Source organism: Microbacterium aquimaris (genome assembly GCF_039531285.1).
Lineage (GTDB): Bacteria > Actinomycetota > Actinomycetes > Actinomycetales > Microbacteriaceae > Microbacterium > Microbacterium aquimaris.
In genome coordinates, this window is sequence record NZ_BAAAPT010000001.1 from 1,342,983 (window position 1) to 1,366,936 (window position 23,954).

Here is a 23,954-nt window from a genome sequence, read left to right on the forward strand (position 1 = left end):
GCTCTTCTCGTCTGTCAGGTCGACGCGCTGAGTTCGCTGGTCATGCGGTAGCCGACGCCGCGGACGGTCTCGATGTAGCGCGGGTTGGTCGGGTTGTCTCCGAGCTTGCGGCGCAGGTTCGTCATGTGCGCCTCGATCGCGCGCTTGTCGGCCTCGCCGACGAAGTAGGAGGTCACATACGACTCACCGCGCAACACGAGGGTGAGATCGGCCTTGCTGCGCACGCGTCGCTTGGACTCCATGAGGGTGGCGAGCAGGTCGAATTCGGTCCGGGTCAGTTCGAGTTGCTCGCCGCCGACGATCACGACGCGGGTATCGGGGTTGACCTGTAGATCGCGGTGGGTCATCACCGACGGGCCCGCGAGTTCCATCGCGCCACCGGTGGTGGTGCGCTCGATGTCGGTCCCGGGTGCGGGGCGCTCGGGCTCGGTCGGCGCCCACTGGCCCGGGGCATCCGGCTGCAGGCGGTAGGTGGACGGGTCGTCCCGCGGAGGGGCGGCGTCGGGGCGGGATGCCTCGAACGCGTCGTATCGGGGGTTCTGCCAGCCGCCGGGCGGGGGTCCATCCCACCCTTGGTCTTGGTCGTAGGCCGGTTGCGGGCCGCGGGAGGTGTTCCTGCCGCCGGGGAAGGACGGTCCGACGGAGTCCTGTCGGGGCGCCGGCGCCGCGGTGTTCTGGCGCGGGCGCCGCAGCATCGCGTCGATGCGGGCGCGGAACTCTCGCGGGCGGAACGGCTTGGTGATGTACTCGTCGGCTCCGGCTCCCAGACCCAGAACCACATCGGCCTCGTCTTCGAGCCCGGTCAGCATGATGATGTAGGTGTCGCTCTGTGCGCGGATGCGGCGGGCGGCTTCGAAGCCGTCGATGCCGGGCATGTTGACGTCGAGCGTCGTGATGAGCGGGCGGTAGGACGCCACCGCTCGGACACCGTCGATCCCGTTCCCGACCGACACCGTCGAGAAGCCGGCCGCTTCCAGCACCTCGCGCAGGAGATGGCGGATGTCGGGATCGTCCTCGACGATGACGGCTGTCTTGAGGTCGAGCGATGGGTCGGTCATCGGCGAAGCTCCGGCTCTTGGGGGAAGGGTGCGGGCCCGGTGGGACATTGCTGTGGGAAGGTATGTCTTCCGGTCATGCTACACACCGGCGGTACACCGGTGTATGCGCGCCCCGCGCGCGTCAGTGGGCTTCGCGGGTGAGCTCGACGGCGGCCTCGGGCCACCAGACGCCGGCCGCGGGGCCACCGTTGCAGGTGCCGTCGCTTTCGCCCGGCGGCTTGACCCACAGATTCGTGTCGACGACCTCGTCGCCCAGGGTCCCGCCGGGTTCACCGATGAGACGGCCCGACGGATTGCACCAGTCCCCGTTCGACCCCGCGCCGGATCGGGAGGTGTCGACGATCGCATGCGCCCCGCCGAGCAGATCGGAGAGTTCGTGCGCGTAGACGAACTCCTCGGTCGAGTGGTTGTAGTTCGAGACGTTCGTGGCGAACCCGCGGATGGCGTCGTCGCGGTCGAGTGCGTCGATGAGGGCGGCCATCTCTGCGGCGGGGACCCAGTTGGAGTGGCCGCCGTCGACGTAGATCCAGGTGTTCGTGCCGCCGAGGCGGTCGATGGCGTTGCGGAGCTGCCGGATGCGTTCTTCGACGTTGCCGCACTCCGGCGCCAACGCCAGGCTGTCCGGCTCGAGGATGACGATCTTCTGCACGTCGGGTGCCGCGTTCAGCCCGCGGGCGATCTCCTCGATCCAGGTCGCGTAGTCCTCTTCGGCCAGCCCGCCGGCGGAGAAGTTGCCGCAGTCCCGCCCCGGCAGACCGTAGATGGCCACCGACAGGGCGGTCCCGGTGTCGCGGGCTTCGGCGGCGAGGGTCGTCACGCGTGAGGTCGCCTCGCCCAGGGGGTCCTCCTCCGGTGTGAGCCAGTAGGTGGTGGGCTGCTCGGCGAGGTACGCGGTCGCCTCGTATTCCGGGGTGCCCTCCTCGAGCGCGTCGAGGGCGCGGGCGGCTTTGGATTCGTCGGGGGCGACCACGGTCGTACCGACCGCCGGTGGGCGGGCTGACAAGGTCTGCACCCCCCACGTGATCAGCGAACCGACGCCCGCGAGGATCGCCAGAATGACGAGGGCCGCGAGACCGAGCAGTGTGAACAACAGCCACCGCGGCATCCCGAACCGTCGCCGCACGGGTGCCGGGCGTACAGTCACGCATCGATGCTATCCCGATCGTGCCGCGAACCGAACGGGCCTTGGCTTCGGCTATGGAATTGCTCCACGATCACCCGCCGATCGGCGGGCGGGCAATATGCTGGCGGCACCATGAAGGTCATCTCGTACAACCTGCGCAAGCACCGGGCGGCCGGCGAGCTCGCCCACCTCGTCGAACATCACGGCGCGGACGTCCTGTGTCTGCAGGAGTACGACACGCGCGACATCCCCGCGACGATCGGCGGGCTGCGGCTGGCCGATGCGACGCAACGCAATCGCCTGGGTCTGGCGGTGTACTACCGCGAGAATTCCTACCGCGCGATGGAGGTCCGTTCGCTGTCGCTGAAGAAGTCCCTTCATGACCGTGTGCTCAAGCCCGCCGAGGAACGACTGCTGGGCGTACGTCTCCACGACATCGACGACGGGCACGAGTTCATCGTGGCCTCTTTCCACGCCGCTCCGCTGACGGCGCTGAACTCCCTCCGGCGGCACCAGATCCGCACGGCGCTGAACGAGCTCGGCGCGCTGGGGGACGGATTGCCGGCCCTGATGGTGGGGGACTACAACTACCCGGTCTTCAAGGAGAACCTCGGTCAGAAGGTCCGAGAGCAGGGGTATGAGCTGAGTCTCAGCGACGCGCGGACGTACACCCGGTACCGGTTCTTCCGGGGGCACTACGACTTCGCGACGTCGGTGGGGTTCCGGGTCGACAAGGTCCGCACCCTTCCACAGGGGCGCTCGGACCATCTACCGATCCTCGTGACGGCGCACCCGACCCAGGCGTCGAGCCCGGTCCCGGAGCCGGTCGAGGTCGTGGGCGCCTGAGACGACTCAGGAGTTGCGGTCGCGCGAGCGGCGCACGCCCGCCACGACCGCGAGAACGGCACCGGCGGCGAGCAACGCGCCCCCGCCGATCCACACGATCGCCAGGGAGTCCTGGTCGAGGCCCGTCGTGGGCAGACCCTCCGCGGTCGTGATGCTCGCGGCGGCGGTACCGCCGGCGGAGGTCGGTGAGACCGCGGCGATGTTGTAGGTGCCGGTCGCGTTGGTCGGCAGCGTGATCCGGATGCCGTCGAGGGCGCCGTCGGAAGTGGAGGTGAAGGTGGAGCTGGCGGTGCTGATCGCCATGCGCACCATGCCGAAGGTGGCGTCGGCACCGTTCTCGCCGGTCACGGTGACGGTCACCGGTTCGTCGGCCGAGAACGTACCGGCGGAGCAGGCGAAGGTGATGGTGCTCCCGGCGGTCATCGTCGCCGGGCTGGTGGTGCACGACCCCGCGGGCGGGTAGATCGTGGAAGCCTGCGCGGCGCCGGGCGCAGCGACCAGTCCTCCGGCCAGGGCGGCGGCGGTGAGGACGCGGGTGAACCGGCGTGTCATGAGGGTCCCTCGTGGAAGCGGGCGGACGGGGACATGTCTTCCCCTTGGCGGGAAGTCTAGGCGCGCGGACACGTCGCGACAACTTCCGTGGTCTCGCCGATCCGCGGCGTGGAAACGGCTTCGACCGTGCGGGCGCCCGGTTCGGGGGTACGCGCGGTGACGAACACGCTCGCCTGTTCGCCGGATCCGAGATCGAGTTCGAAGGTCAGCACGCGGCGTCCGTCGTGCGTTCCGCCGCCGAAGCCGACGTCCCCGTCGATCTCGGCGTCGATGAGCTCCCACCCTTCGGGCAGATAGAGATATCCGACGGTGCGTGCGGTGCCGACCGGTACGCCGAACCCGCCACCACCGGTGATGTAGTCCGGGAGCGGCGCGTCCGGGGCCGTATTGGTGAGGGTGACGCTCACCGTCGCCTCACCCTGCGCCGCGCCCGCATCGTCGACGGTGCAGGTATCCCATCCGATGGTGGTCTCGGCGGTGACGTAGTAGTCCATCTTCGACCCGGTGCCGTCGTTGAGGAACACCCCGAACCGCGCGGTGTCGTCGTCGGTGACCGGAAGCCCACCGGCGAGGGTCGTGTCGGCCAGAAGAGACTGGTCCTCCTCGTGGGCGCTCCACAGCAGCAGGCGGTGTTCGTCACCGGCGCGGGTGAGGGCGGACAGCAGTGCCGCCGGATCACCGTCGCCGTCGGCCACGGCCTGGAAGACGGCGGCGGCGGCCGCGGCGAAGAAGGCGTCCTGCTCGGCAGGGATCTCGTAGCGGAAGTAGACCTCGTTCAGCAGGAGGTCCACGGCGTTCTCTGCGGTGAGTTCGTCACCGGTCGGCAGCGTCACCGGGCCGGTGGCCTCCAGGAGGTAGGACAGGGCCACCGGGTCGACCGCGATCACCCCGTCGACGGTTTCGCCGGTCTCGCGTTCCCACATCTCCTGGGCCAGCGCGCCGGAGATCGCGAAGTCGGGGACCTGGGTCACGTTCTGGATGTAACGCCCTGGGCGGGTGCCGTAGATGCCGAGGACCTCGTCGTCGAGGGGCAGGACGGCGTCATCGTAGCGCGGGAAGTCGCTCGAGGAGCCTTGCGCGCTCAGTGACAGCGCACCGTCGTCGGTGTGGATCGCGGCGACGGCGCCGGTGATGCCGCCCAGGGAGCGCCACTCGGCGTTGTTCTGGAACAGCAGGAGGTAGGTGCGGGGGCCGTCGGCTCCGAGCATGGCCGGCAGCAGCGCGGTGGCGCGGGCGACCGCCCCCGCACCGTCACGGGTCTCGGTCAGGAGTGCCGACAGGTCTCCCACGGCGTCACGGACCGGGGGCAGGAGCGGGTCGCGATCGATGGTGGTGACGGCGGCGGTGGCGTCGACCAGCTCCTCCGCGCTCGCTGCGGCGGCATCCTGGATGGTGGTGAACGGCCCGAGGTCCAGGCGTCCGTCCTGCGGGCGCAGTGCGTCGACGTCGAACGTGCCGGCGACCTCGATGAGGGGGGTCAGCGCCTGGCCGGCGACGTCGTCGACGGCCACGGTCATGGTCGACACGGCGGCGAGCTGGGGACCGACCCAGGGCAGAGCCTCGGCCGCGCGCCAGATCGGATCGGTCGTCAGCTCGCGGGCCTGTGCGGTGTCCTCGCCGATCACGGCGACGGTGTCGGCGGCGGTCGCCGGATCCGTCAGGCTGTCGCGGGCGAGTGCGGCCGCGGTCTGGGCGTCGCTCAGGTGGCCGTACGCGGCCAGGCCCCGCACACCGATCCACGCGGCGGCGGCGACGGTGAGCACGAGGACGCCGCCGAGGACGGCGGCGAAGACGACGCCGGCGATGCGGAGGGCGTGCGGCAGCACGGGTGTCGACGGTGCGGGGGTCACCCTGTCACTTTAGAGCGACGATGGTGTGGAGCCGCTGGATGCGGGCTCGTCGTCGAGACGCGGGGCGCCCAGGGGCGGTCGCGTGTTGCCGACCCGGTACCAGCCGTCTCCGCCGGCGTCACGCGCTTCGGCCTCCGCCTTCCCGGCGGCGGCGAGGAGCTCCTCGAGGTCGTATCCCACTTCGCGCACGGGGGCCCACCCGATGCTCGCCGACAGTTGCACCGCGAGGGGCTGGCCCGGACGCATGGTGCCCAGGCGTTGGAGGAACGCGCGCATGTGCTCGCGCACCTCGTTCTCGGAGCGCGGGACCAGGATGAGCAGGGACCCGCTCGAACCCCCCGGGCCGATGTCGGATTCGGGTGGGAAGGTCGAGCGGGCATCGGCGGTCATCCGGTCCATCGTCGAGGTGAACGCGCCCTCGCCGGCGGCCGCGCGGATCTCGGCGACGTCGTCGAGGGTCATCGTCAGCAGGGACCACGCCACGTCGTCGCGCTCTTCGGCGCGGACGAGTCGATCTTGCATCACGCGACGCAGGTCGCCACCGCGTCCGCCGATGCCGTCGTCGCTGGTCTCCGACAGGAACAGCAGGGAGACCAGTGCGCAGATCATGTAGACGATCATCGCCATCGAGTTCACGGTGCGGACGAGGATGAGATCGTTTCCTCCGGCCGGTTCCATTGCGATGGTCACGATCGCCACGAGCGTTCCGAGGAGCAGGAAGACGCCCGAGACCAGGGTCAGCGGAAGGAGCATGCCGCCGCCGCGTTCGGGGCCGCGCAACAGCTCCCAAGCGGTCAAGCCGGCGACCACGGACGCGGCGAGGTACAGCACGCCGAAGCCCGTGCTGTACCCCGGTGTGTCGGCGAGGCCCACGAGGACCCCTGCCGAAACCAACGCCTGCAACGGCGCGATCCAAGCGAGTGTCGGGGCGCCGCGGGCCGCGCGCAACCCACTCCAGATGAAGGCCGGGGCGCCGAGCATGAATCCGATTGCGGCCACTCTGGCGACCTCCTCATCCGCTGCTTCGGCACTGATCGAGGCATACGCGGTGATCATCGTCAGGACGAATGCCATCGACCACAGTGCGGTGGCCGTGGAGGGGCGGCGGAGGAACCCCAGGCCGATCATCAACGTCGTCGCGAGGGTGGCGACGGCAGCCTGGGCGATTCCGAGGTTGAGCGCGTCGGTCGTGTTCACGGGGTGGCCTCCGGAAGCGTGATGGTGACGGTGGTGCCGCGTCCGACGGTGCTGTCGACACGGATCGAGCCGCCGTGGGACTCGGCGATGGCCTTGGCGATGCCCATCCCGAGCCCGGAGCCGGGCAGTCCGCTGCCGACCGCCTCCTTCGCGCGGAAGTAGTCGTCGAACAGACGGGGCAGGTCTTCCTCGGCGATTCCGAGACCGCTGTCGCTGATGGTGATCTCGATCATGCCGTCGTGGGTGCGGGCGGCCACGCGGATCGCCCCGCCGTTCGGCGTGTACTTCACCGCATTGCTGAGGATGTTGTCGACCAGCTGACGCAGTCGGAAGGCGTCACCGGCGAGCCGGAAGGTGCCCGCGAGGTCCAAGGTGAGGGATTGATCGCGGGTTCGCGCCGCGGCCGAGAAGGAGGCGACCGATTCACGCAGCATGTTGACCAGGGAGACCGGCTCGTGCGGCACGGCCGTGTCGCGGTCGGTGGTGAGGATGCTCGCGATCAGGGCGAGCATCCGTTCGGCCGCACGGTCGATGGTGTCCAACCGTTCGACCTGTTCCTCGGTCAGGTTCTCGTCGTCGCGCATGAGGTCGACGTTTCCGAGCATGACGGTGATCGGCGTGCGCAGCTCGTGCGAGACCACGGCCGCGAGGTTCTCGCGTCCGCGCTTCTCCTGGGTCAGTTCGGTGATGTCCTGCACCATCAACAGGGTGCTGGGGCTCTCGTCTCCGACGGGCGGCAGCGGCTGGGTGGAGACCGACACGGCGCGCCATTGCCCGTGGGTGTCGAAGACCCAGCCCCGTTCGCCGTCGAGCTGCTCACCCCGTGCCGCACGACTCACGGGACGTTCGTCGGCGGAGAGAGCCCGACCGCGCTGGCTCTCGTAGTCGACCGTGCGCGGCGGCTGCGTGGGGTCTTCGGGGTCGATGCCGTACAGCTCGAGGTACGCGGCGTTGGGGGAGACCAGGTCTCCGGCGGGGGTGACCCGGGCGATCGCGATGTTGACCCCGTCGAACATCTGCGTGGCGCGGGCCTGTTGGGCCGAGACCCTGGACAGGGTGCGTTGGGTGCGGCCCGCTTGGCTGCGCAGCAACGCCTTCATCGCCGTCGTCCGTCGTGCCATCTGTCGGAAGAGGACAGCGAGGAAAGCCAGGCACAGCAACACGATCGCGAACCGCAGCGTGGCCAACGACGACATGCTCGCATTCACCGCTTCGACGGCGATCACCGTCGAGATCAGGGCGAACGACGCAACCAGCCACCGCGCGGAGAAGTGGGTCGCGATCCACGCGACCGGAAAGCACCACAGGAACTCCAGCCGCAACTCCCCGCCCACCGACATGATGCCGATGGCGAACGTGTCCGCGAGCGGCACCCCCACGATGGCGGTGCGGGGGACCCGATCCCACGGGATGATCATCACCACCGCGCTGACGATGATCAGCAGAGCCGCACCGATGATCAGCGGGGCATGGACGAGCTGGCTCGTGGTCAGCGTCGTGATCACGAGCATGATCACGACCACGGCCGCAGCCTGGACGAGTTGCCACAGCCAGATCGACCGCGTGCGCGTGCTGACGACGCGCTTCGACCCGGCGGGGGCCGTACGCGCGGCAGCTCTCGTGTCGGCAGGCCCCCGCATGCGGCCTACCCGGCCGCCGCCGTGGTGGTGTCGCCGTCGGTGAGGCGGTAGCCGACGCCCCGGACCGTCTCGATGTAACGGGGGGCGGCGGAGCTGTCGCCGAGCTTGCGGCGGAGGTTGGTGATGTGGGCTTCGACGGCTCGTTCGTCGGCGTCGCTCACATAGGTGTCGTCGGTCGTGTCGCCGCGCAGCATGCGGGCGAGTTCTGCTTTGCTACGCACCCGACGACGCGTGCGCAGCAAAGCGGTGAGCAGATCGAACTCACTTCGCGTGAGGCCGGGGTCGTCGCCGGCGAGGGTGACCATGCGGCTGTCCGCGTCGAGGGTGATGTCGCGGTGCGACATCACGTCGGCCTGGGTCGTGACCACGCCGGTCGGTGCGGACTTCTCCTGCCGTTCCAGGCGCCGGGCGAGTGCGTCGATGCGCGCCCGCAACTCCCGGGGGCGGAACGGCTTGGCGATGTAGTCGTCCGCACCCGCGCTGAGCCCGAGAACGGCGTCGACCTCGTCGGCACGGCCCGAGATGATGAACATGTAGGCGTCGCTGGCGGCGCGGATGCGTCGCGCGGCTTCGAATCCGTCGATGCCGGGGATCGAGATGTCGATCGTGATGGCAGACGGTTCGCGGTCGATGACCTCCTGCACGCCCCGTTCACCGTCGGCGACGGCGACGGTGTCGAAACCGGCGCCCTCGAACACCTCGACGATGACGGCGCGCATGTCGGGATCATCTTCGATGATCACCGCCGCCCGGCGGTCGGCCTTGGTCATATCTCGCCTCCCCCGATGGATGCCACGATCTTCGGGGCTCCCCGTCCCGTTCATGGCGTGCGTGAATTGTCTCACATTCCTTGCGCTCGTCTTGCGCTTTCTCCTCGCCGGCTGTGCACGTGTCGCAGATACATCTGTGCATCGTGGCCGTGAGGCTCGCAGAGCCGGGACCGGGCCGCTCCGATGTCGACGAGACGGGTGATCGTCGCGACGGCGATGTCGACGAGACGGGTGATCGTCGCGACGGCGATGTCGACGGGGGTCGCTACCGTTGCGGCACGGCCGGAGGAGGGCCGGCAGGTGGGAAGCACGAAGGTCAGCGACGAGATGCTGCAACTCGTCCTCGCGAACGTCGCGCCGTGCACGTTGCCGTCCGACGCCTACGGGCCGGTTCCGATGGAGTGGGTGTCGCCGCGGGTGCCGGTATGGGCATGGGTGTCGTGGCCCCACCGCGCGGCGGAACGGGTAGCGGGGTGGGCGACGGGGTGGAATGACCGGGTCGTCGCAGTCGCCTGGGAGACCGATCGGGGGGAGCGGAGCACGATCGTGTGGCGCAGCGCCGTGAGCCGGCGGTCCGCGCACCCGCGGGAGATCCCCGGACGGTGAGATTCCTCTCATTCTCGGCGGCCCTTTCCGCGCGACGACGGGGCGCCGGTGGCCGTGTCCCCCGAACGGTGGACAGACGCGAGATCTCCCGCGACGTATCGTCGTCGACGAAGCATCCGCCCGCTGATGCGGACCGGCGGATTTCGGGTATCCGGCCGCTCCATTCGAAAGCGGAAGAGTGGCCCCGGCGACCCCAGTGCCGGGGCCACTTCTCTTACGGCCGACCATCGTGCAGCCCTGGAGACCCGTCATATGAGATCCCTCTCATCGCTGTCGGAATCGAGGCGTGGGGCGGTAGTCTTCGGGTATCGGCGCCAGTCCTCACGTTGCCGGTCTCTGCAACCTTCGTGAGGCGAAGGGACACAATCCCGTGGGCTACCTCTACTACGGCAATCTGCCGGATCCGATCGAGTTCCCCGATCGTCTCCTGGCGCACCTGAAGGTCGTCATCGCGACCAAGCTGCGCCGCCACGAGAGCTTCACCATGTCCTGGCGGAACGCCGCCGGCGATGAGGGGGGCCGGTCCACCGTGTGGATCGAGCCGTCGATCCCGTTGCGTTTCGTGTTCGGTTCGGCCGAACCCGAGCCGCTCCACGCACCGACTCTCAGCGAATTGGCGAATCGGGCGAGCTCGACAGCCGGTCTCACCGTCGACCTCGATACCGTGATCCCGTTCGACGCGGACGCATCCCCGGCGTCGTCCACGTCGGCGATGGCCTAGCGCGACAGCGCGTCCCAGTCGACCTCGACCGTGCCCGGATGGGTGCGCGAGATGCGCGCCGGGAGCACGGCGCCGATACGGGGCCAGTGGCGCCGATCGATCACCGCGACCGTCTCGACGATCTCCGCGGCGAGGCCTTCGGCTTCGGCGCGGAGGGCGAGGGCACACTCCTGGTAGCGGGCGCGCCCCTCCGGCGCGGAGACGGTGATCACCGTCACGGTGCCGCGCACGGCACCCGCCATGGGGTCGCCGATCAGTCGCTCGAGTTGTTCGGCCGCGCTCTCCACCCCATCCATGCCGACAAGTCTCCCACGCCGTGGGGCGGCGTCGGAGACGCGTGGTCGATACGATCGGGGTGACGCCGCACCGGCTGCGGCGCGGAGAGGGGTCGATGTGATGTCCGAACCCATCGTGGTGGCCGTCACCGAGTCTGCGTCGACGGTGCACGCGGTCGAATGGGCCGCGGCGCGGGCCGCGGCGCACGGGGCACGTCTGCTCCTGCTGGCCTCTTCGCCCGAGCACGGCGACACCGAGGCGGTCCCCACCGCACGCATCCTGCTCGACGCCGAAGAGGCGCGCATCGCCCAGATCGCTGCGCGGCTCGGGATCGCGATCGACGTCGAGGCCCGCATCGTCCGGGGCGATCTCGCCCACCTCCTCGTCGAGGAGTCGGAGGGCGCCGGCATGATCGTGCTCGGGCACGACCCTGCCGAGCATGCCCTGGCGCGCCACGTGGTCTCCGGCGCGCACTGCGCCGTCGCGGTGATCCCCGCCCGAGACGACACGGTGAGACGTGGCGTGGTGGTCGGGATCGACGACTCCGAGGTCACCGAGGCCGCCGTCGCCTTCGCCGTCGACGAGGCGGTGCGCCGCGGGGAGCCGCTGATCGCCGCCAGTGCATGGCTTCCGGCTCCCATGCCGGGGGACCTCACCGGCAGCGGCGACTATCTCATCGGGTCGGCGGACCCCGCCGGTCTCTATCCGGTCGATCTCGCGCCGGTCGCGGCCGACCGCATCGAGCGGGCTCTCGCTCCGGTTCGGGCCGCGCACCCCGAGGTGGAGGTGCAGACCCGGGTCGAGGAGACGGACGCGGCGCGGCTGCTGACCGACCTCGCCCGAGATGCCTCGGTGCTCATTGTGGGCACCCACGGCCGCGGGGCGCTGGCTCGTTTCTTCCTCGGGTCGGTCAGCACCGCCGTCCTCGACGACCCCGCTTCGCCCACCATTGCTGTGCGCTGATCCGAGGGCCGCGGAAGCGGCCCTCGTGACCGTGCTCGTCACCGAGCATCCCGCCTCCGAGAGTGCCGTGCGATGGGCTGTCGAGCGGGTCGTCGCGCGTGGGGGGCGACTCACCTTGATCGCGGCCGCCCACGAGTGGCGGAATCGCAGCGCGATGTCGACCGGACGCATCCTCGTCGAGGCGGAGCGTCGGCGGATCCGGACGATGCTCCGGCGGATGGGGGCCCCCGTCGAGGTCGGAATCGATGTCGCGCGCGACGAGATCGGCGATCACCTGCTCGACGAGTCCACCCGATCCGACCTGCTCGTACTCGGCGCCGAGCCCGATGACCGGCACCGCGCCCTCCTGATACGTCTCGCGGCCTCCGCGCGATGTCCGATCGTCGTGGTGCCCGACCTCGACCTCACCGTCCGCGCCGGCGTGGTCGTGGGCATCGACGGTTCGGATGTGTCGGTGCCGGCGATGCGGTTCGCCGCGGATGAGGCCGCTGCGACCGATGAGCCGCTCATCGCGGCCGGCGCATGGGAGCGCGATGGGCCTCGGACCGATCATGAAGGCGAGGCGGCGATGCGGGTGGAGCTCGCGGCTCGTGCGCTCGTGCACGATCACCCTCGATTGCGCGTGCACGAGTGTATCGAGCGCGAGTCGCCGCGCGAGCTGTTGCGCGACCTCGGAGCGTCGGCCCGACTCCTCGTGGTGGGCAGCCACGGGCGCGGTGCCGTCGCCCGGGCGTTGCTCGGTTCGGTCAGTTCCGCCCTTGTGGTCGACCCACCGGCTCCGGTGGTCGTCGTCCGACGGGCAGTCGTGCCGACGCGCGTCAGCCCCGCCGGCGCGCCGCGGGCGGATCGGCCGCGCGGAGGAAGAGCGTCGAACGCAACCCGCCCTGACGGGGTGACTCGAGGCTGACGTGGCCGCCGTTGCGCTCGGCGAGCTCCCGCACGATCGCAAGGCCGAGGCCGGTCCCGGGGGTGTTCTGGATCTCGGCGTCCGGGGCACGGTAGAACCGGTCGAAGGCGCGCGCGAGCGTCGCGGGTGACATCCCGGGGCCGGTGTCGGTGACGGTGAATGTGACGAACGCGCCGTCGGGCGCGGCCTCCACCAGGACGGTTCCCCCTTGCGGGGTGAACTTGACCGCGTTGGAGACGAGGTTGCCCAGGGCGCGCACGGCATCGCTGCGGTCCGCGAGTACCACGGCCTCCGTCGCGATGCGATGCGTGAGGTCGACCTGCCGCGTCATCGCCATGGGGTTGTGCGTGCTGACGACGTCGGCGGCCAGTTCCGTCGCCGTCAGTTCGACCGGCGTGAGGGTGGCGGGTTCGGCGTCGTCGTGTCCGAGGGAGAGCAGGTCTTCGACCAGGTCGCTCAATCGGACCGCGTTGCGGCGGATCACCTCGACCCAGTCGCCCTCGGGCCGATGGATGTCCGCCTCGTGCAGCAGCTCGCTGTAGCCCAGGATGCTTGTGATCGGGGTACGCAACTCATGACTGGTGGTGGCCACGAAGTCCTGTCGCTGCCGTTCCAGCTCGAGGCGTTCGGTCAGCGCGGCGGCCCGCTCGCGTTCCACGGCCGCCTGCGCCCGCGTCAGCTCGAGGGTCGCGGCGGCGCCCGCCACCGTCTCGTATCGGGCGGAGGACAGCAGCACGCTGAACACCGCGAGCGAGGTCATGAAGATGACCGTGACCGCGGCGGTCTCCAGGGGACTGTCCACGCGCTCCGCGAACGCCCCCTGACCCAGAACGGTGAGGGTGAGCACCGCCAGCGATGTCAGGAGCGCCTGCGGGTAGACGACCCGGATCGGGAAGCGCAGCACCGCCCAGGTGAACAGCCCGAAGATCAGGAAGGCTCCGGGCAGGTTGGTCAGCGGCGAGAAGGTGAGGACGATCATCGCCACCAGCAGGAGCGATTGCGCGAGGACCTCGACCGTGTTCAGACGGGTCGCCAACGGTGGCGGCAGCAGCGCGAACGGGGCGATCAGCAGCACCGCGGCGCAGTGCGACGCCCCCACGAACAGCCCGGTGAGTGGGGTGAAACCGGTGGAGAAGGCCGATCCCGCGATACCGATCACGACGGCGCCGGCCACGCAGGCGACGGCGGCGGCGAGAACGAAGTAGAGGGCGTTGTTGGCGGTGTCGAGGACGAATCCGCGCGTGGTGCGGTCGAGCAGGTGTGCGCGGCGCGCAATGAGCCGGGTGCGTCGCGCGAGCATCACGACGATGACGGCCGCCTCGAGCGCGTTCGCCAGGCCGTACCCGGCGGACAGGAGCACATCCCGTCCCGGCAGGGTGTTCGCGAACGTCGTGACCGCGAAGATCGCGACCACGGTGATCCAGCGATGTTGCGGGGCCGCGCGGAGCGCGAACCACGCCGAGAACCCCGCGGCGGGCCACCACACGGCCAGCTCGATCCCGGGGATCGAGAACGAGACGCCGACGACGGCGAGCAGGAGCACGCCGAGCGGGCCGACCACCCACAACCACGCGGGGGTGTGCTCACGGTCCTGCCGCGAGGGCGACGGCCGCGTGTCGAGGATCACGCGTTCCACGGTCAGAGACTAGCGGTGATTATGGGGGACGACCTGGATTGATGCAAGGGTGCATCGTCGTGGTGTGTCCGTCGCGGCGGCTGGGTAGATTGGGAGGACACCGAATCGCGAGCTGGAGGTGCCCGGTGGCTCAGGTGCTGATCGTCGAAGACGATGACGACGTCGCATCCTTGGTCAGAGACGTGCTCGCCCGCGACGGTTACGACATCCGTGTCGGTCGCGACGGCGGTGAGGGTCTGGATCTCGCCCGGGAGCACCGCCCCGATCTGGTGTTGCTGGACTGGATGATGCCCGTGAAGACCGGGATCGAGGTCTGCGAGGAGTTGCGCTCGGACGAGGGATTCGCCACGACGCGGATCGTCATGCTCACCGCCCGGCGTGCCGACGAGGACCGCGAGCGGGCCATGGCCGCCGGCGCCGATGACTATCTGGTCAAGCCGTTCCTGCCGCGCGCGCTGCGCTCCCGCGTCGCCGAACTCCTCGCCGGCTGACGCCTTCGGCCCCCGGTGGGCGATCACGGCTTGCCGGTGAGCAGGATTTCCCGAAGCCGGTCGTAGACCGGCCTGCTGCGCAACGCCGTCGCGGTGAGCACGGCGGCCGCGCCTGCGGCGATCATGGGGATGATGGCGGAGGTGACCGCCGTCATCTCGATCACCAGCACGATGCCCGTCAGCGGGGCACGGACGACGGCGGCGAACAACGTCGACATCCCGACGAACACGAAAGTCAGCGCGAGGTCGCGCTCGACACCCGGCCACAGACCGTCGATGACCTGGATGAAGGCGAGGCCGGACAGCGCACCGAGGGCCAGCAGCGGCGCGAACAGCCCGCCGGGTGTTCCGGCCGCGTACGACAGCGGCCCGGCGAAGAAGCGGATCACCAGGTAGGTGAGCACGACCGGAAGGGCGACACTCTGGCCGTGCAGGAGCAACTGGGTCACCGCATCCCCACCGGAGACTGTGAGGGGGTCGTACAACAGCGCCGCGCCGACCACGGCCCCGACGAGAGCCGCGCGGACGGTCGGCGGGATGCGTCGTAGACGGTGCGCCACGGTGAGGCAGGCGACGACGACAGACGAGTACGCCGCCCCGAGCAGCCCGATCACGACCCCGAACGCGACGAACAGTGGCAGCGCGTGCAGCGGCGCGGGCTCGACGCCGGTGACGTCGAAGTCGGCGGAGTTGCCGATGATGATCCGGGCGCACGCGACCGCGACGCCGACGGCGACCAGTGTCGCGAGCATGAGCCGTGTGGTCAGGCGGTGCGTGAGCTCCTCGAACACGAACAGGGCGCCGCCGATCGGCGCGTTGAACGCGACGGCGAGACCGGCCCCGGACAGGGAGCTCTGCGCGATGCGCACATCGGTCTCATCCCGTCGGGCGGCCTGGGCGGCCGCAGCTCCGAGCGCGGCACCCATGTGCACCGTCGGGCCTTCGCGCCCGAGGACGAGACCGCCGCCGATGGCGAGGGCGCCGCCGACGAAGCGTGCGGGGATGACATCGAGCCGGGGCGGGGCGACCTCACCGCGGACCACGGCCTCCACATCCTGGATGCCGCTGCCGGCCGAGCGGGGGGAGAGCCGCACGATCGTCGCGGCGGTCGCTGCGGCGAGGGCCGTCAGGAGGATGGGCACGATCCATCCGGAGGGGGTCTCGAGTGCCCACGTGACGATGTGGCCACGTAGCTCGGTCGCGCGGTCGAGCACCCATCGGAACGCGCCGCCGACGAATCCGGTCGCGAGCCCCGCCACCGCGGTGGCCAGGAGCAGGATCAGCAGACCGGAACGCAACCCGTCGCCGTCGCGCTGCTCCCGCTCGGCCTGGTCCACATCAGCCACGCTAGCGAAGGACACGACCCGGAACGCCGAGACGGCCCCCGACCGGCGGGTCGGGGGCCGTCTCGGGGACCGCTCAGTCCAGCGCGGGGTACAGCGCGGGAGTGGTGCGGTACTCGGTGGCCTGCTCGAACGAGTAGGCCAGTCCGAGGATCGTCGCCTCGTCGTAGTCGCGACCGAGGATCTCGATGTTGACGTTGGCGCCGGGGAGCTCTTCACCCTCGATGGACTGGCCCATCGGGAGCGTGACCGTCGGCATGCCGGTGTTCGGGCTCAGGCGAAGGTTGCGCCACTGGGTGCCGTACGGCTGTCCCGACGGGTAGATGATCGCGTCGAGGTCGTACTCCTCGAGCAGGGCGTGCATGTCGATCTTGCCCTGCGCGAGGATCGCGGTGTGCGAGCCCTCGGGGCCTGCCCATGCGTCGTAGTCCTCTTCGGTGACTTCCGCGCGTCGCTCATACGTGCGCTCGCGGGAGGTCACGAAACGTCCGCTCTCGATGATCTCCGGAATCGTGCGTGCGGCGACCTCGGGGGCGAGGTACGCGTCGACGTACTCTTCGAGGTCGTGGCGGAACTCGTTCGTCGAGCCGCTGCCCTCGTTGACGAGGTCGAGGAACCACTCGGGCTGCTCCAGCTCGATGACGGTCGCGCCTTCGGCCTCCATGGTGTCGACCGTCTCACCGAACAGACGGATGGTGGTCGCGTCCCCCGACGAACCGGCCGAGGAGGGGTCGACCATCACCGGGATGTAGCCGATTCGTGCGCCGTCCAGAGCCTCCGGGTCCAGCGCCTCGGTGTACGACTCGGGGGTGAGCCCGGCCTGGTTCGCGGTGATCGGGTCACCTTCGTCGATGCCGATGGTGGCATCGAGGGCGACGGCCGCGTCGAGCACCGAGCGCGCCATGGGCCCACCGGTGTCCTGGCTGAGCGCGAGCGGCACGATGCCGTCGCGGCTGGTCAGGCCGACGGTCGGCCGGATTCCGACCAGTGCGTTGTACGACGAGGGAACACGAATCGATCCGCCCGTGTCCGTGCCGAAGCCGATGCCGGCGAGGTTCGCCGCGATCGCGGCGCCGGTTCCCCCGGAGGAACCGCCGGCGGTCTCGTTCGTGAAGTACGGCGAGGCGATGTAGGTGGTCTCGCCGGCTTCCTGGAACGCAGAGAACTGCGACGTGAAACCGTACGCGAACTCGTCCAGGCTCGCCTTGGCGAGGATGACGGCGCCCGCGTCGCGCAGGCCCTCGACCATCGTCGCGTCGCTGTCGGTCTGGTTGTCATCCCAGCAGCCGCAGCCGGCGGTGGTGGGCATGTCGTACGTGTTGTAGTTGTCCTTCAGCGCGATCGGCACGCCCAGCAGCATGGAGGTCATGCCTTCGGCCGCACGTTCCGCGTCCGCGGCGGCAGCCGCGTCGAGGGCGACGTCACTGGTGCTGATGATCGAGTTCAGCGCGCGCTCCTCCTCGCCCTGCGCGACGGTGTCGTACGCCGCGATCCGGTCGAGGTAGGCGGTCGTGATCTCGACCGACGTGGTGACGCCGGCGTTCATCGCGGCCTGCATCTCGATGACGTCGGCTTCGATCAGGTCGAACGGGCCGTCGTCGTAGACCATGCGCTGGGAGAGCCCGGCGATGTCGACGACGGTGATCTCGCCGTCCTCGTCGAGGTCGATGACGCTCACGTCGGCCCACCCGGCGTCGGTCGAGACCGTGCCGAGGGCCGCGGTGGCGACGTCGAGGTCGGCCGTGGTCACCTGCGCGTCGCCGGTGAGGTCGAGGTCGGTGTAGTAGGGCATGAGCAGCGGCGCGTCGATCTCGGTCGCCGCCGTGGCGGGCACCGAGATGGCGGTGGCCGCGGCGGTGCCGACGATCGCCGCGACGGCGATGGTGCGGGTGGTGGTCTTCACCGGGGTCTTCCTCCAGGAGTGGGATGCCGAGGGGGTGCCGTCGATGCGGGTGTTCGCGCTCATCGGTTCACCGCCCGGCGACGTAGGACGAGCACGACACCGAACGCGGCCAGCGCGGCGGCGAAGGCGGCGACGATGGTCCACACGGACGCGTCGGACCCGGTGCTGGCGAGATCGCCCGTGGCGGTCTCGTCGTCGGTCGAGGTGGCCTCGTCGGTCGAGGTCGGGTCCGCAGTCGGGTCCGTCGTGGCCGAGGAGGTCGGGGTCGGGGTCGGATCGACGTCCGCGGTGACCTCGGTGCTCGCGGTCACCGCAGCGGTGAGCTCGAGGGTCTCATCGGTGGAGCTGACGAAGGTGGCTTCACTGAGGGAGAACTCCACCGTGCCGCCTGCCAGTGCCGTGAACGTGAAGGTGACGAGGGTGGTCTCGCCTTCGAGCCCGGGGGAGGTGCCCAGGCGCGTGTGGGTGAACTCCACCGATCCGGCCGCTTCGCTGACGGAGTCGAAGCCGTCGGTGGGGTGCGAGGTGGCGGCGGTGTCGAACTCGACCACGGTCGGGTCGAAGTCGACGGTGAGGGAGTAGGCGTAGAGGTCGGTGGCGGCGGGGGCTTCGGCGACGACCTCGAGGGTCTGGCCCGCCTCGACGCTCGACGGGGCGTCGAGGGTGATGGTGCCGGTCTCCGGGGGAGCGGCGTTGGCGGCCGGGGCGAGCGCGATCGACCCGCTGAACAGAGCGAGTGCGGTGGCTGCCGCGGCGAGCGCGCGAGAGCGCTTTCGCGGACGGATCGGGGTTGCATGCATGCGCGTGCAAGTCCTTTCGGGGGGATGCTGGAGGACTCACCGGCGCACGGGGATGCGCCGTATCGCGTCGGCGCGTCCTGATCGGGGGGTATCAGCGACTGTGGCACCGCGGTGTTTCGAGGTGATGTCCTCCGATGACTGGCAGGTAAAACCGGGAGCGTTCCCATAGGCCTCGGCCATCCTGCGGAAACAGGTCGGAAACGTGTTCTGTTTAAGGTGTGCGCATGCACGGGCCCCCGCGAAGGATCTCCCTCGATCCGGCACGTGCCCGCCCGCGTGGCGACGCGCTGACGGCGCGGATGATCGCCGCGCTGAGCGAACGGGTGGGGCAGCCCCTGGCCCCCGCGACGGTCACCGTCGACGGGTCGACGCGACTGGAGGTCGAGGCGGCCGCGGCGGATGGGAGCGTCTTCGCGCAGGTGATCCCCCACGCCGGGGCGTTCACTTCTGCCCACCGTAACCGGGTGACGGCGAACCTGTTCAAACTCGTCTGGGTGGCCACGGCGCTGTTCCCCGACGCCCAGGTGGCCTTGTGCGTCACGCCGTCGGTCGGGCCGGCGCTGGCACCGCACGGCTGGGTTCGCGTGGCCGCACAGGAGCTGGGGGTGCGGTTGCTGGTGTTCGATCCCGGCTCGGACAGCCTCCGGCCGGCGGAGGAGGTCTTGTGGTGAGTTCACCCGGGCGAAACACCGTCCGCGTATCCTGACTGATACGTGGACCTCCGCGGGGCACATCACCGATTCGCCCTGCACGCTCTCCACCCGATTTCCGAGCGTATGGAGGTTTCATGTCTTCGTTCTTTCCCTGCCCCCGGGAGCGGGTGCATCCGACCGTGCCCGGTCGGGCCGGCCGCACCGTTTCGTCGCGGGTCTCGACCCCGACGGGGAGGAGCCGCGCATGAGCGGGCACAAGGACTACGGAGTCTTCCTCCCCAACGCCGCCGGCGGATGGATGATCTCCGAGACCGCGCCCTACCCGCCGGCGGACTACGCCTACAACCGTCGAGTCGCGCGGCTCGCAGAGGAGGCCGGCCTCGACTTCATCATGGCCATGGCGAAATGGCGCGGCTTCGGGGGCGCCACAGACCACTGGGGCCAGACCCTCGAATCGATGACGATGATGGCGGCGCTCGCCGAGGCGACCTCGACCGTGAAGATCTGGGCGACGGTGCACGCCAACATGCAGAACCCCGCGTTCGCCGCCAAGGTCTTCACAACCCTCCAGCAGATCAGCGGCGGCCGTGCCGGGATGAACATCGTCAACGGGTCGTACGCAGACGAGTTCCAGCAGATGGGCATCTGGGACGAGACGATGACCCACGATCAGCGCTACGCGATGACCGAGGAGTGGACGCAGGCCGTGCTGAGGCTGTGGTCGGAACCCTCCGTCACGATGCACGGCGACTTCTTCACCCTCACCGACTGCGAGTCGCGCCCGCTGCCCGACCCGCGGCCGACGATCATCTCGGCCGGTCGCAGTGAGCGCGGGCGCACCTTCCAGGCCCGATACGCCGACGGTGCCTTCCTCGGGGCGGAGAGCCTGGAGGGGATGCGCGATCTCTCGCGCGACGTGCACGAGCGGGCCGCGACGGTCGGGCGAGAAGTCCGCACCTACTCGATGCTCACGGTCGTGCAGGCCGAGACCGATGCCGCAGCCGAGTCCCTCGCTGCGCACTACGGCGAGGGGCTCGATCGCGAGGCCCTGTCGAACATGCGCCGTTCCTGGGGCTGGGACGCCGAACGCGCCCTGTCGTGGGCGCAGGGTGCCGCCGCCGACGAGGCATTCCAGACCCCGTATGTCACGGGTTCGGCGGGCACGGTAGCCGAACGGGTGCTCGAGATCGTCGACACGGCGGAACTCGACGGGCTGATGCTCATCTTCCCCGACTATCTCGAGGGGCTCCCCCGGTTCGGTGAGACGGTGCTTCCGGCTTTGCGTGCGGCGACCGCCTCCGACGCGGTGACCTCGTGACGGTGCTCCGCCACGCGCAACTGTCTGCGCTCGACCCGCGCACGGGTGCGCTGCTGGTGGTCGACGTGCAGCGATCCTTCGCCGACCCCGCCTTCCTCGGCGCGTACGGTCTCGACGACGACGCACACGCGGCCGTGGCAGCCGCCGTCGACCGAACGTCGCAGCTGGTCGATGCCGCCCGCGCCGCGGGGGTCCCGGTGCACTGGATCGGGCTCGGCACACCCGCCGATCGGCCGTGGCGCGCGAGTGCGTGGTTGCGCGGAGGTGACCCGGACGCGCCGATCGGTCCGGACGAACCGTGCGTGATCGGAACCCCCGGCGCCGAGTGGTACACCGTCACCCCCGGGGAGGGGGAGCCCCAGACGATCAAGCGGGCCTACTCGGGGTTCTCGGGCACGGAACTCGCCGCGAGACTGACCGCCGACGGAGTGACGTGGGTGGCGGTGGCGGGCCTGACCACCGAGTGTTGCGTCGCCGCGACCGCGACGGACGCCCTCCAGCTCGGCTGGCCGGTGCTGTTGGTGGAGGATGCCACTGCCGCGTACGCAGCCGACGTGCATCGCGCGGCCGTGGACGCGCTCGCCCTCAACGTCGCCGTGGTCACCGACACCGTGGAGATCACGCGGGTGTGGGCCGGATCCTTCACCGACGCGGAGGTGACGGCATGACCGGGATGCACGTGGCCTTCGACCTCTCCTTCACCCACACCGAAGGGCGGTGGGCGCGACCCGGGTCGTGGGTGGGGCGCGCCTTCCCCGACGTGGGCATGTTCCAGGAGATCGCGGTGACGGCCGAGCGAGCCGGCATGCACCTTCTCTTCTTCGGGGACGGCAGCGGCATCCCGGACACGTGGCGCGGATCGATCGATCCCGCCGTCGAGTGGGGGGTGCAGTGGCCGCGTCAGGATATGAGTCCGTTCATCGCGGCGATGGCCGCGGCGACGCGGGACATCGGTTTCGGGCTGACGTATTCCTCGACATTCATGCATCCGTTCTATGTGGCCCGGCTGCTGAATTCGCTCGACCATGTCACGGCCGGGCGGATCGCCTTCAACGTCGTCGCTTCCAGTCGCAGTGCGGATGCCGCCAACTACGGATTCGACCAGCTCCTCGAACACGGATTGCGCTACGAGCGCATGGAGGAGTTCATCGATGTGTGTCAGGCGCTGTGGGATTCCGTGCCTGCCGAAGCGATCGTGATGGATCGGCAGACGGGGCGCTTCGCAGACCCGACGAAGGTCGCCGCGATCTCGCACGAGGGTGAGTTCTTCCGGGTGAAGGGCCCCCTGAGTACCATGCCCAGCCCGCAGGGGCGACCGGTGCTCGTGCAGGCGGGGAACTCGCCCCGCGGGATCGCCGCGTCGGCGAAGTTCGCCGATGTCGTCTTCGGTTTCGGCGGGCCCCTTTCGTCCCAGCAACGGCATCGTCGGATGCTCGATGAGGCGCTGGTCTCCGAGGGGCGTGATCCCGACGCGGTCGGAATCCTGTGGGCCACACAGGTGATCGTCGGCCGCACGGCGGAGGAGGCATCGGCGCGACGCGATGCGGTCCTGGAGTACTGGAGCGAAGACGCCGTCGGCGCCTATATCTCGCACAACGCCGGGTTCGATTTCTCCACCGTGCCGGACCGCATCGTGCTCGGGGAACTCGCCGAGAGCATCCGGGCCGCGCACGCGACCCCCGGCGGGCTCGTCGGATCCCTGGTCGACGAGTTCGGCGCCGAGCACGAGATGGATCGCGCGGAGTTCTTCGAGCACGGCTGGCGCAGCGCGACCGGACTCGACCACTCCGTGATCGGGACCCCGGAGGGCATCGCCGACGCGCTGGAGGAGAACTTCGCCGCAACCGGATCGAGGGGGGGATACATGTTCACCACGCCGCTGGCCACACCCTCGGGGCTCGCCGACATCGCCGAGCTGCTTGTTCCGGAGTTGGCGCGGCGCGGCGCGCTCGCGCCGCGCACCCCCGGCGGGCTGCTGCGCGAGAATCTGCGGGCGTGACCGCGGTGCGCGCCGAGCCCGGGCTCGGTCAGGCGCTGCAGGTGTGCGCGCTGATCGGTACGGCGCAGATGACGTGGGGCGTGGTCGTGCCGGTGCTCCCGATCCTCGTGGACGACCTGCACATCCCGGTGGTGCTCCTCGGCACGATCATCGCGGCTTTCGCCGTGGGTAGGGTGATCGCGAACGTGCCGGCCGGACTGGCCCTGCGGCGCATCCCCGCACGCCCGTTCGTGCTCGCGGTGCTCATCGGCTTGGCCGGGGTGACGGCCGGGACGGGGCTCGTGGCGGATGTGGCGTGGCTTATCGGGCTGCGCCTGGTCGCCGGGCTGCTCGCCGGCGCGGCGATCACGCTCGGGTTCGCCGTGCTGTTCGCGGGCGCCCCACCGGGTCGGCGTGGCCGGGTGATCTCCCTCGCCACCATCGTCCAGATGGGTGCCGCCGCCGTGGGGTCGCTGCTGGGTGGTGTCGCGGTGACTCTCGGAGGTGTCTCGACGGCGTTCTTCGCGGCCGCCGTGCCGGTGCTCGTGGCCGTCGTCGTGGATCTCGTCCGCCCGGCGGACGGGTATTGGCGGGCGCTGTCGACCCCGGCGGCGCACGAAGATGCGGATGCGGCGACGGCCGACGCGGATGCGGATGCGGCGACGGTTGGTGGCTCGGGTGCCGCGGGTTCGGGGGCCGCGGATCTGACGAGTACGCGTACCGCGGGGGCGCGGGGGTCTGTTTCTTCGCGTGGGAGGGCTCGGCCGCGCGGATCGACGACGTTGGTCACGCTCGCGATCGTGTCCTTCGCGCTGTTCTTCGCTCGCTTCGCCGGTGAGCAGGGGCTCATACCTGTCATCGCATACGAGGCCGGAGGGCTGACTCCGCTGACCCTCGGTGTGGCCTTCGCACTCGGGACACTCGTGAGTGCAGCTGCGCTCGGCATCGTCGGGCGGTGGGTGGATGCCGGCGGGCGCCGTGCCGTGGTCGTGTTGTCGGCGCTCGGGGTCGTCGCGGCGACCCTCGGGTTCGCCGTGCTCGACTCGCCGCTGTGGTTCGGTGCGGCGATCGTCTTGTACGCGGTCGCGACGAGTCTCGCCAATGTCGTCCCGAGCGTCGTGACCGCCGAGAGCTTCCCGGGCCGTTCAGCAGGCGCCGCCGTCGGTGTCACCCGCACCACCGGCGACCTCGGCGCCGCGGTCGGGCCGCTCGCGGTCTTCGCGCTGGTCGATCTCGCCGGTCCGGGAGCGGGATTGGCCCTGTTGGCCGCCGTGCCCGCCCTCGCGCTGCTCCTTCTCCTGCCCCGCCTCTCCCGGCCCTGAC

The 23,954-nt window shown here is 70.1% G+C and carries 23 protein-coding genes; 11 read left to right on the forward strand and 12 right to left on the reverse strand.

Going from position 1 to position 23,954, the window contains the following annotated elements:
* Nucleotides 1–14: 14 nt before the first annotated feature.
* Together ABD204_RS06265 and ABD204_RS06270 are read right to left on the reverse strand one after the other, a co-directional pair.
* The gene (locus tag ABD204_RS06265) at nt 15–1,058 is read right to left on the reverse strand and encodes a response regulator transcription factor (protein ID WP_194423787.1); all 1,044 of its coding nucleotides are present in this window, start codon (nt 1,056–1,058) and stop codon (nt 15–17) included.
* 121 nt (nt 1,059–1,179) lie between these two features.
* Nucleotides 1,180–2,202, reverse strand: a complete 1,023-nt coding sequence (locus ABD204_RS06270) for a glycoside hydrolase family 6 protein (protein WP_322597527.1) — start codon at nt 2,200–2,202, stop codon at nt 1,180–1,182.
* A 111-nt stretch (nt 2,203–2,313) separates the two neighbouring features.
* Between ABD204_RS06270 and ABD204_RS06275 the strand changes: the two genes are divergently transcribed.
* Nucleotides 2,314–3,027: an endonuclease/exonuclease/phosphatase family protein gene (locus ABD204_RS06275; protein WP_194423788.1), complete on the forward strand. Its 714-nt coding sequence runs from the start codon at nt 2,314–2,316 to the stop codon at nt 3,025–3,027.
* 6 nt (nt 3,028–3,033) lie between these two features.
* Here the strand turns inward: ABD204_RS06275 and ABD204_RS06280 are convergent, their stop codons facing one another.
* Genes ABD204_RS06280 through ABD204_RS06300 form a run of 5 tightly spaced genes read right to left on the reverse strand, consistent with a single transcriptional unit; the run spans nt 3,034 to nt 9,036 of the window.
* On the reverse strand, nt 3,034–3,579 hold the full coding sequence (locus tag ABD204_RS06280) for an LPXTG cell wall anchor domain-containing protein (RefSeq protein ID WP_194423789.1): 546 nt from the start codon (nt 3,577–3,579) through the stop codon (nt 3,034–3,036).
* 56 nt (nt 3,580–3,635) lie between these two features.
* The gene (locus ABD204_RS06285; RefSeq protein ID WP_322597528.1) at nt 3,636–5,429 is read right to left on the reverse strand and encodes a DUF4012 domain-containing protein; all 1,794 of its coding nucleotides are present in this window, start codon (nt 5,427–5,429) and stop codon (nt 3,636–3,638) included.
* A 9-nt stretch (nt 5,430–5,438) separates the two neighbouring features.
* Nucleotides 5,439–6,626 (reverse strand): hypothetical protein, encoded by a 1,188-nt coding sequence (locus ABD204_RS06290; RefSeq protein ID WP_194423790.1) that lies wholly within the window; start codon nt 6,624–6,626, stop codon nt 5,439–5,441.
* The gene (locus ABD204_RS06295) at nt 6,623–8,266 is read right to left on the reverse strand and encodes a sensor histidine kinase (protein ID WP_194423791.1); all 1,644 of its coding nucleotides are present in this window, start codon (nt 8,264–8,266) and stop codon (nt 6,623–6,625) included. Before ABD204_RS06295 ends, ABD204_RS06290 begins: the two co-directional genes overlap by 4 nt.
* 5 nt (nt 8,267–8,271) lie before the next feature.
* Nucleotides 8,272–9,036, reverse strand: a complete 765-nt coding sequence (locus ABD204_RS06300; protein WP_194423792.1) for a response regulator transcription factor — start codon at nt 9,034–9,036, stop codon at nt 8,272–8,274.
* A gap of 183 nt (nt 9,037–9,219) precedes the next feature.
* On the opposite strand from ABD204_RS06300, the gene ABD204_RS06305 reads away from it, so the two are divergent.
* Nucleotides 9,220–9,642: a hypothetical protein gene (locus ABD204_RS06305; protein WP_344098380.1), complete on the forward strand. Its 423-nt coding sequence runs from the start codon at nt 9,220–9,222 to the stop codon at nt 9,640–9,642.
* A 370-nt stretch (nt 9,643–10,012) separates the two neighbouring features.
* Nucleotides 10,013–10,363, forward strand: coding sequence for a DUF7882 family protein (locus ABD204_RS06310; RefSeq protein ID WP_194423794.1), 351 nt, complete (start codon nt 10,013–10,015; stop codon nt 10,361–10,363).
* Here ABD204_RS06310 and ABD204_RS06315 read toward each other — a convergent pair.
* A complete protein-coding gene (locus ABD204_RS06315) occupies nt 10,360–10,659 on the reverse strand; it encodes a hypothetical protein (RefSeq protein ID WP_194423795.1) in 300 nt (99 codons plus the stop codon). The two genes, ABD204_RS06310 and ABD204_RS06315, sit on opposite strands and share 4 nt — an antisense overlap.
* A 100-nt stretch (nt 10,660–10,759) precedes the next feature.
* On the opposite strand from ABD204_RS06315, the gene ABD204_RS06320 reads away from it, so the two are divergent.
* Both ABD204_RS06320 and ABD204_RS06325 read left to right on the forward strand, forming a co-directional pair.
* Complete coding sequence (locus ABD204_RS06320; RefSeq protein ID WP_194423796.1) at nt 10,760–11,602, forward strand: universal stress protein; 843 nt, start codon at nt 10,760–10,762, stop codon at nt 11,600–11,602.
* A 25-nt stretch (nt 11,603–11,627) separates the two neighbouring features.
* Nucleotides 11,628–12,509 carry a universal stress protein gene (locus tag ABD204_RS06325; protein ID WP_194423797.1) on the forward strand — a complete coding sequence of 294 codons (882 nt, stop codon included), beginning with the start codon at nt 11,628–11,630 and terminating at the stop codon, nt 12,507–12,509.
* On the opposite strand, the gene ABD204_RS06330 is transcribed toward ABD204_RS06325, so the two are convergent.
* Nucleotides 12,421–14,145, reverse strand: a complete 1,725-nt coding sequence (locus tag ABD204_RS06330; RefSeq protein ID WP_194423798.1) for an ATP-binding protein — start codon at nt 14,143–14,145, stop codon at nt 12,421–12,423. The genes ABD204_RS06325 and ABD204_RS06330 overlap by 89 nt on opposite strands.
* Before the next feature lie 125 nt (nt 14,146–14,270).
* On the opposite strand from ABD204_RS06330, the gene ABD204_RS06335 reads away from it, so the two are divergent.
* On the forward strand, nt 14,271–14,636 hold the full coding sequence (locus tag ABD204_RS06335) for a response regulator transcription factor (RefSeq protein ID WP_322597529.1): 366 nt from the start codon (nt 14,271–14,273) through the stop codon (nt 14,634–14,636).
* 23 nt (nt 14,637–14,659) lie between these two features.
* Here ABD204_RS06335 and ABD204_RS06340 read toward each other — a convergent pair whose 3' ends face one another.
* The 3 genes from ABD204_RS06340 to ABD204_RS06350 form a co-directional block, all read right to left on the reverse strand.
* Complete coding sequence (locus ABD204_RS06340) at nt 14,660–15,982, reverse strand: chloride channel protein (protein ID WP_206697146.1); 1,323 nt, start codon at nt 15,980–15,982, stop codon at nt 14,660–14,662.
* Nucleotides 15,983–16,055: 73 nt separating this feature from the next.
* Nucleotides 16,056–17,945: an amidase family protein gene (locus ABD204_RS06345; RefSeq protein ID WP_194423800.1), complete on the reverse strand. Its 1,890-nt coding sequence runs from the start codon at nt 17,943–17,945 to the stop codon at nt 16,056–16,058.
* A complete protein-coding gene (locus ABD204_RS06350) occupies nt 17,942–18,682 on the reverse strand; it encodes a cohesin domain-containing protein (RefSeq protein ID WP_194423801.1) in 741 nt (246 codons plus the stop codon). Before ABD204_RS06350 ends, ABD204_RS06345 begins: the two co-directional genes overlap by 4 nt.
* Nucleotides 18,683–18,906: 224 nt before the next feature.
* Here ABD204_RS06350 and ABD204_RS06355 point away from each other — a divergent pair, with 224 nt between their 5' ends.
* The 5 genes from ABD204_RS06355 (at nt 18,907) to ABD204_RS06375 (ending at nt 23,953) form a co-directional block, all read left to right on the forward strand.
* Complete coding sequence (locus ABD204_RS06355) at nt 18,907–19,353, forward strand: hypothetical protein (RefSeq protein ID WP_194423802.1); 447 nt, start codon at nt 18,907–18,909, stop codon at nt 19,351–19,353.
* Nucleotides 19,354–19,579: 226 nt separating this feature from the next.
* A complete protein-coding gene (locus ABD204_RS06360) occupies nt 19,580–20,653 on the forward strand; it encodes an LLM class flavin-dependent oxidoreductase (protein ID WP_194423803.1) in 1,074 nt (357 codons plus the stop codon).
* Nucleotides 20,650–21,321 carry a cysteine hydrolase family protein gene (locus ABD204_RS06365; protein WP_194423804.1) on the forward strand — a complete coding sequence of 224 codons (672 nt, stop codon included), beginning with the start codon at nt 20,650–20,652 and terminating at the stop codon, nt 21,319–21,321. The genes ABD204_RS06360 and ABD204_RS06365 overlap by 4 nt, the downstream gene beginning before the upstream one ends.
* On the forward strand, nt 21,318–22,652 hold the full coding sequence (locus tag ABD204_RS06370; protein WP_194423805.1) for an NtaA/DmoA family FMN-dependent monooxygenase: 1,335 nt from the start codon (nt 21,318–21,320) through the stop codon (nt 22,650–22,652). Before ABD204_RS06365 ends, ABD204_RS06370 begins: the two co-directional genes overlap by 4 nt.
* Nucleotides 22,649–23,953, forward strand: coding sequence for an MFS transporter (locus tag ABD204_RS06375; RefSeq protein WP_194423806.1), 1,305 nt, complete (start codon nt 22,649–22,651; stop codon nt 23,951–23,953). Before ABD204_RS06370 ends, ABD204_RS06375 begins: the two co-directional genes overlap by 4 nt.
* The last annotated feature ends 1 nt before the right edge of the window (nt 23,954 follow it).

Coding starts and splice junctions, on each gene's coding strand:
- ABD204_RS06265 (WP_194423787.1), bottom strand. CDS start 1,058: ATGACCGACCCATCGCTCGACCTCAAGACAGCCGTCATCGTCGAGGAC.
- ABD204_RS06275 (WP_194423788.1), top strand. CDS start 2,314: ATGAAGGTCATCTCGTACAACCTGCGCAAGCACCGGGCGGCCGGCGAG.
- ABD204_RS06280 (WP_194423789.1), bottom strand. CDS start 3,579: ATGACACGCCGGTTCACCCGCGTCCTCACCGCCGCCGCCCTGGCCGGA.
- ABD204_RS06295 (WP_194423791.1), bottom strand. CDS start 8,266: ATGCGGGGGCCTGCCGACACGAGAGCTGCCGCGCGTACGGCCCCCGCC.
- ABD204_RS06300 (WP_194423792.1), bottom strand. CDS start 9,036: ATGACCAAGGCCGACCGCCGGGCGGCGGTGATCATCGAAGATGATCCC.
- ABD204_RS06305 (WP_344098380.1), top strand. CDS start 9,220: ATGTCGACGAGACGGGTGATCGTCGCGACGGCGATGTCGACGAGACGG.
- ABD204_RS06315 (WP_194423795.1), bottom strand. CDS start 10,659: ATGGATGGGGTGGAGAGCGCGGCCGAACAACTCGAGCGACTGATCGGC.
- ABD204_RS06320 (WP_194423796.1), top strand. CDS start 10,760: ATGTCCGAACCCATCGTGGTGGCCGTCACCGAGTCTGCGTCGACGGTG.
- ABD204_RS06345 (WP_194423800.1), bottom strand. CDS start 17,945: ATGAGCGCGAACACCCGCATCGACGGCACCCCCTCGGCATCCCACTCC.
- ABD204_RS06350 (WP_194423801.1), bottom strand. CDS start 18,682: ATGCATGCAACCCCGATCCGTCCGCGAAAGCGCTCTCGCGCGCTCGCC.
- ABD204_RS06355 (WP_194423802.1), top strand. CDS start 18,907: ATGCACGGGCCCCCGCGAAGGATCTCCCTCGATCCGGCACGTGCCCGC.
- ABD204_RS06360 (WP_194423803.1), top strand. CDS start 19,580: ATGAGCGGGCACAAGGACTACGGAGTCTTCCTCCCCAACGCCGCCGGC.
- ABD204_RS06370 (WP_194423805.1), top strand. CDS start 21,318: ATGACCGGGATGCACGTGGCCTTCGACCTCTCCTTCACCCACACCGAA.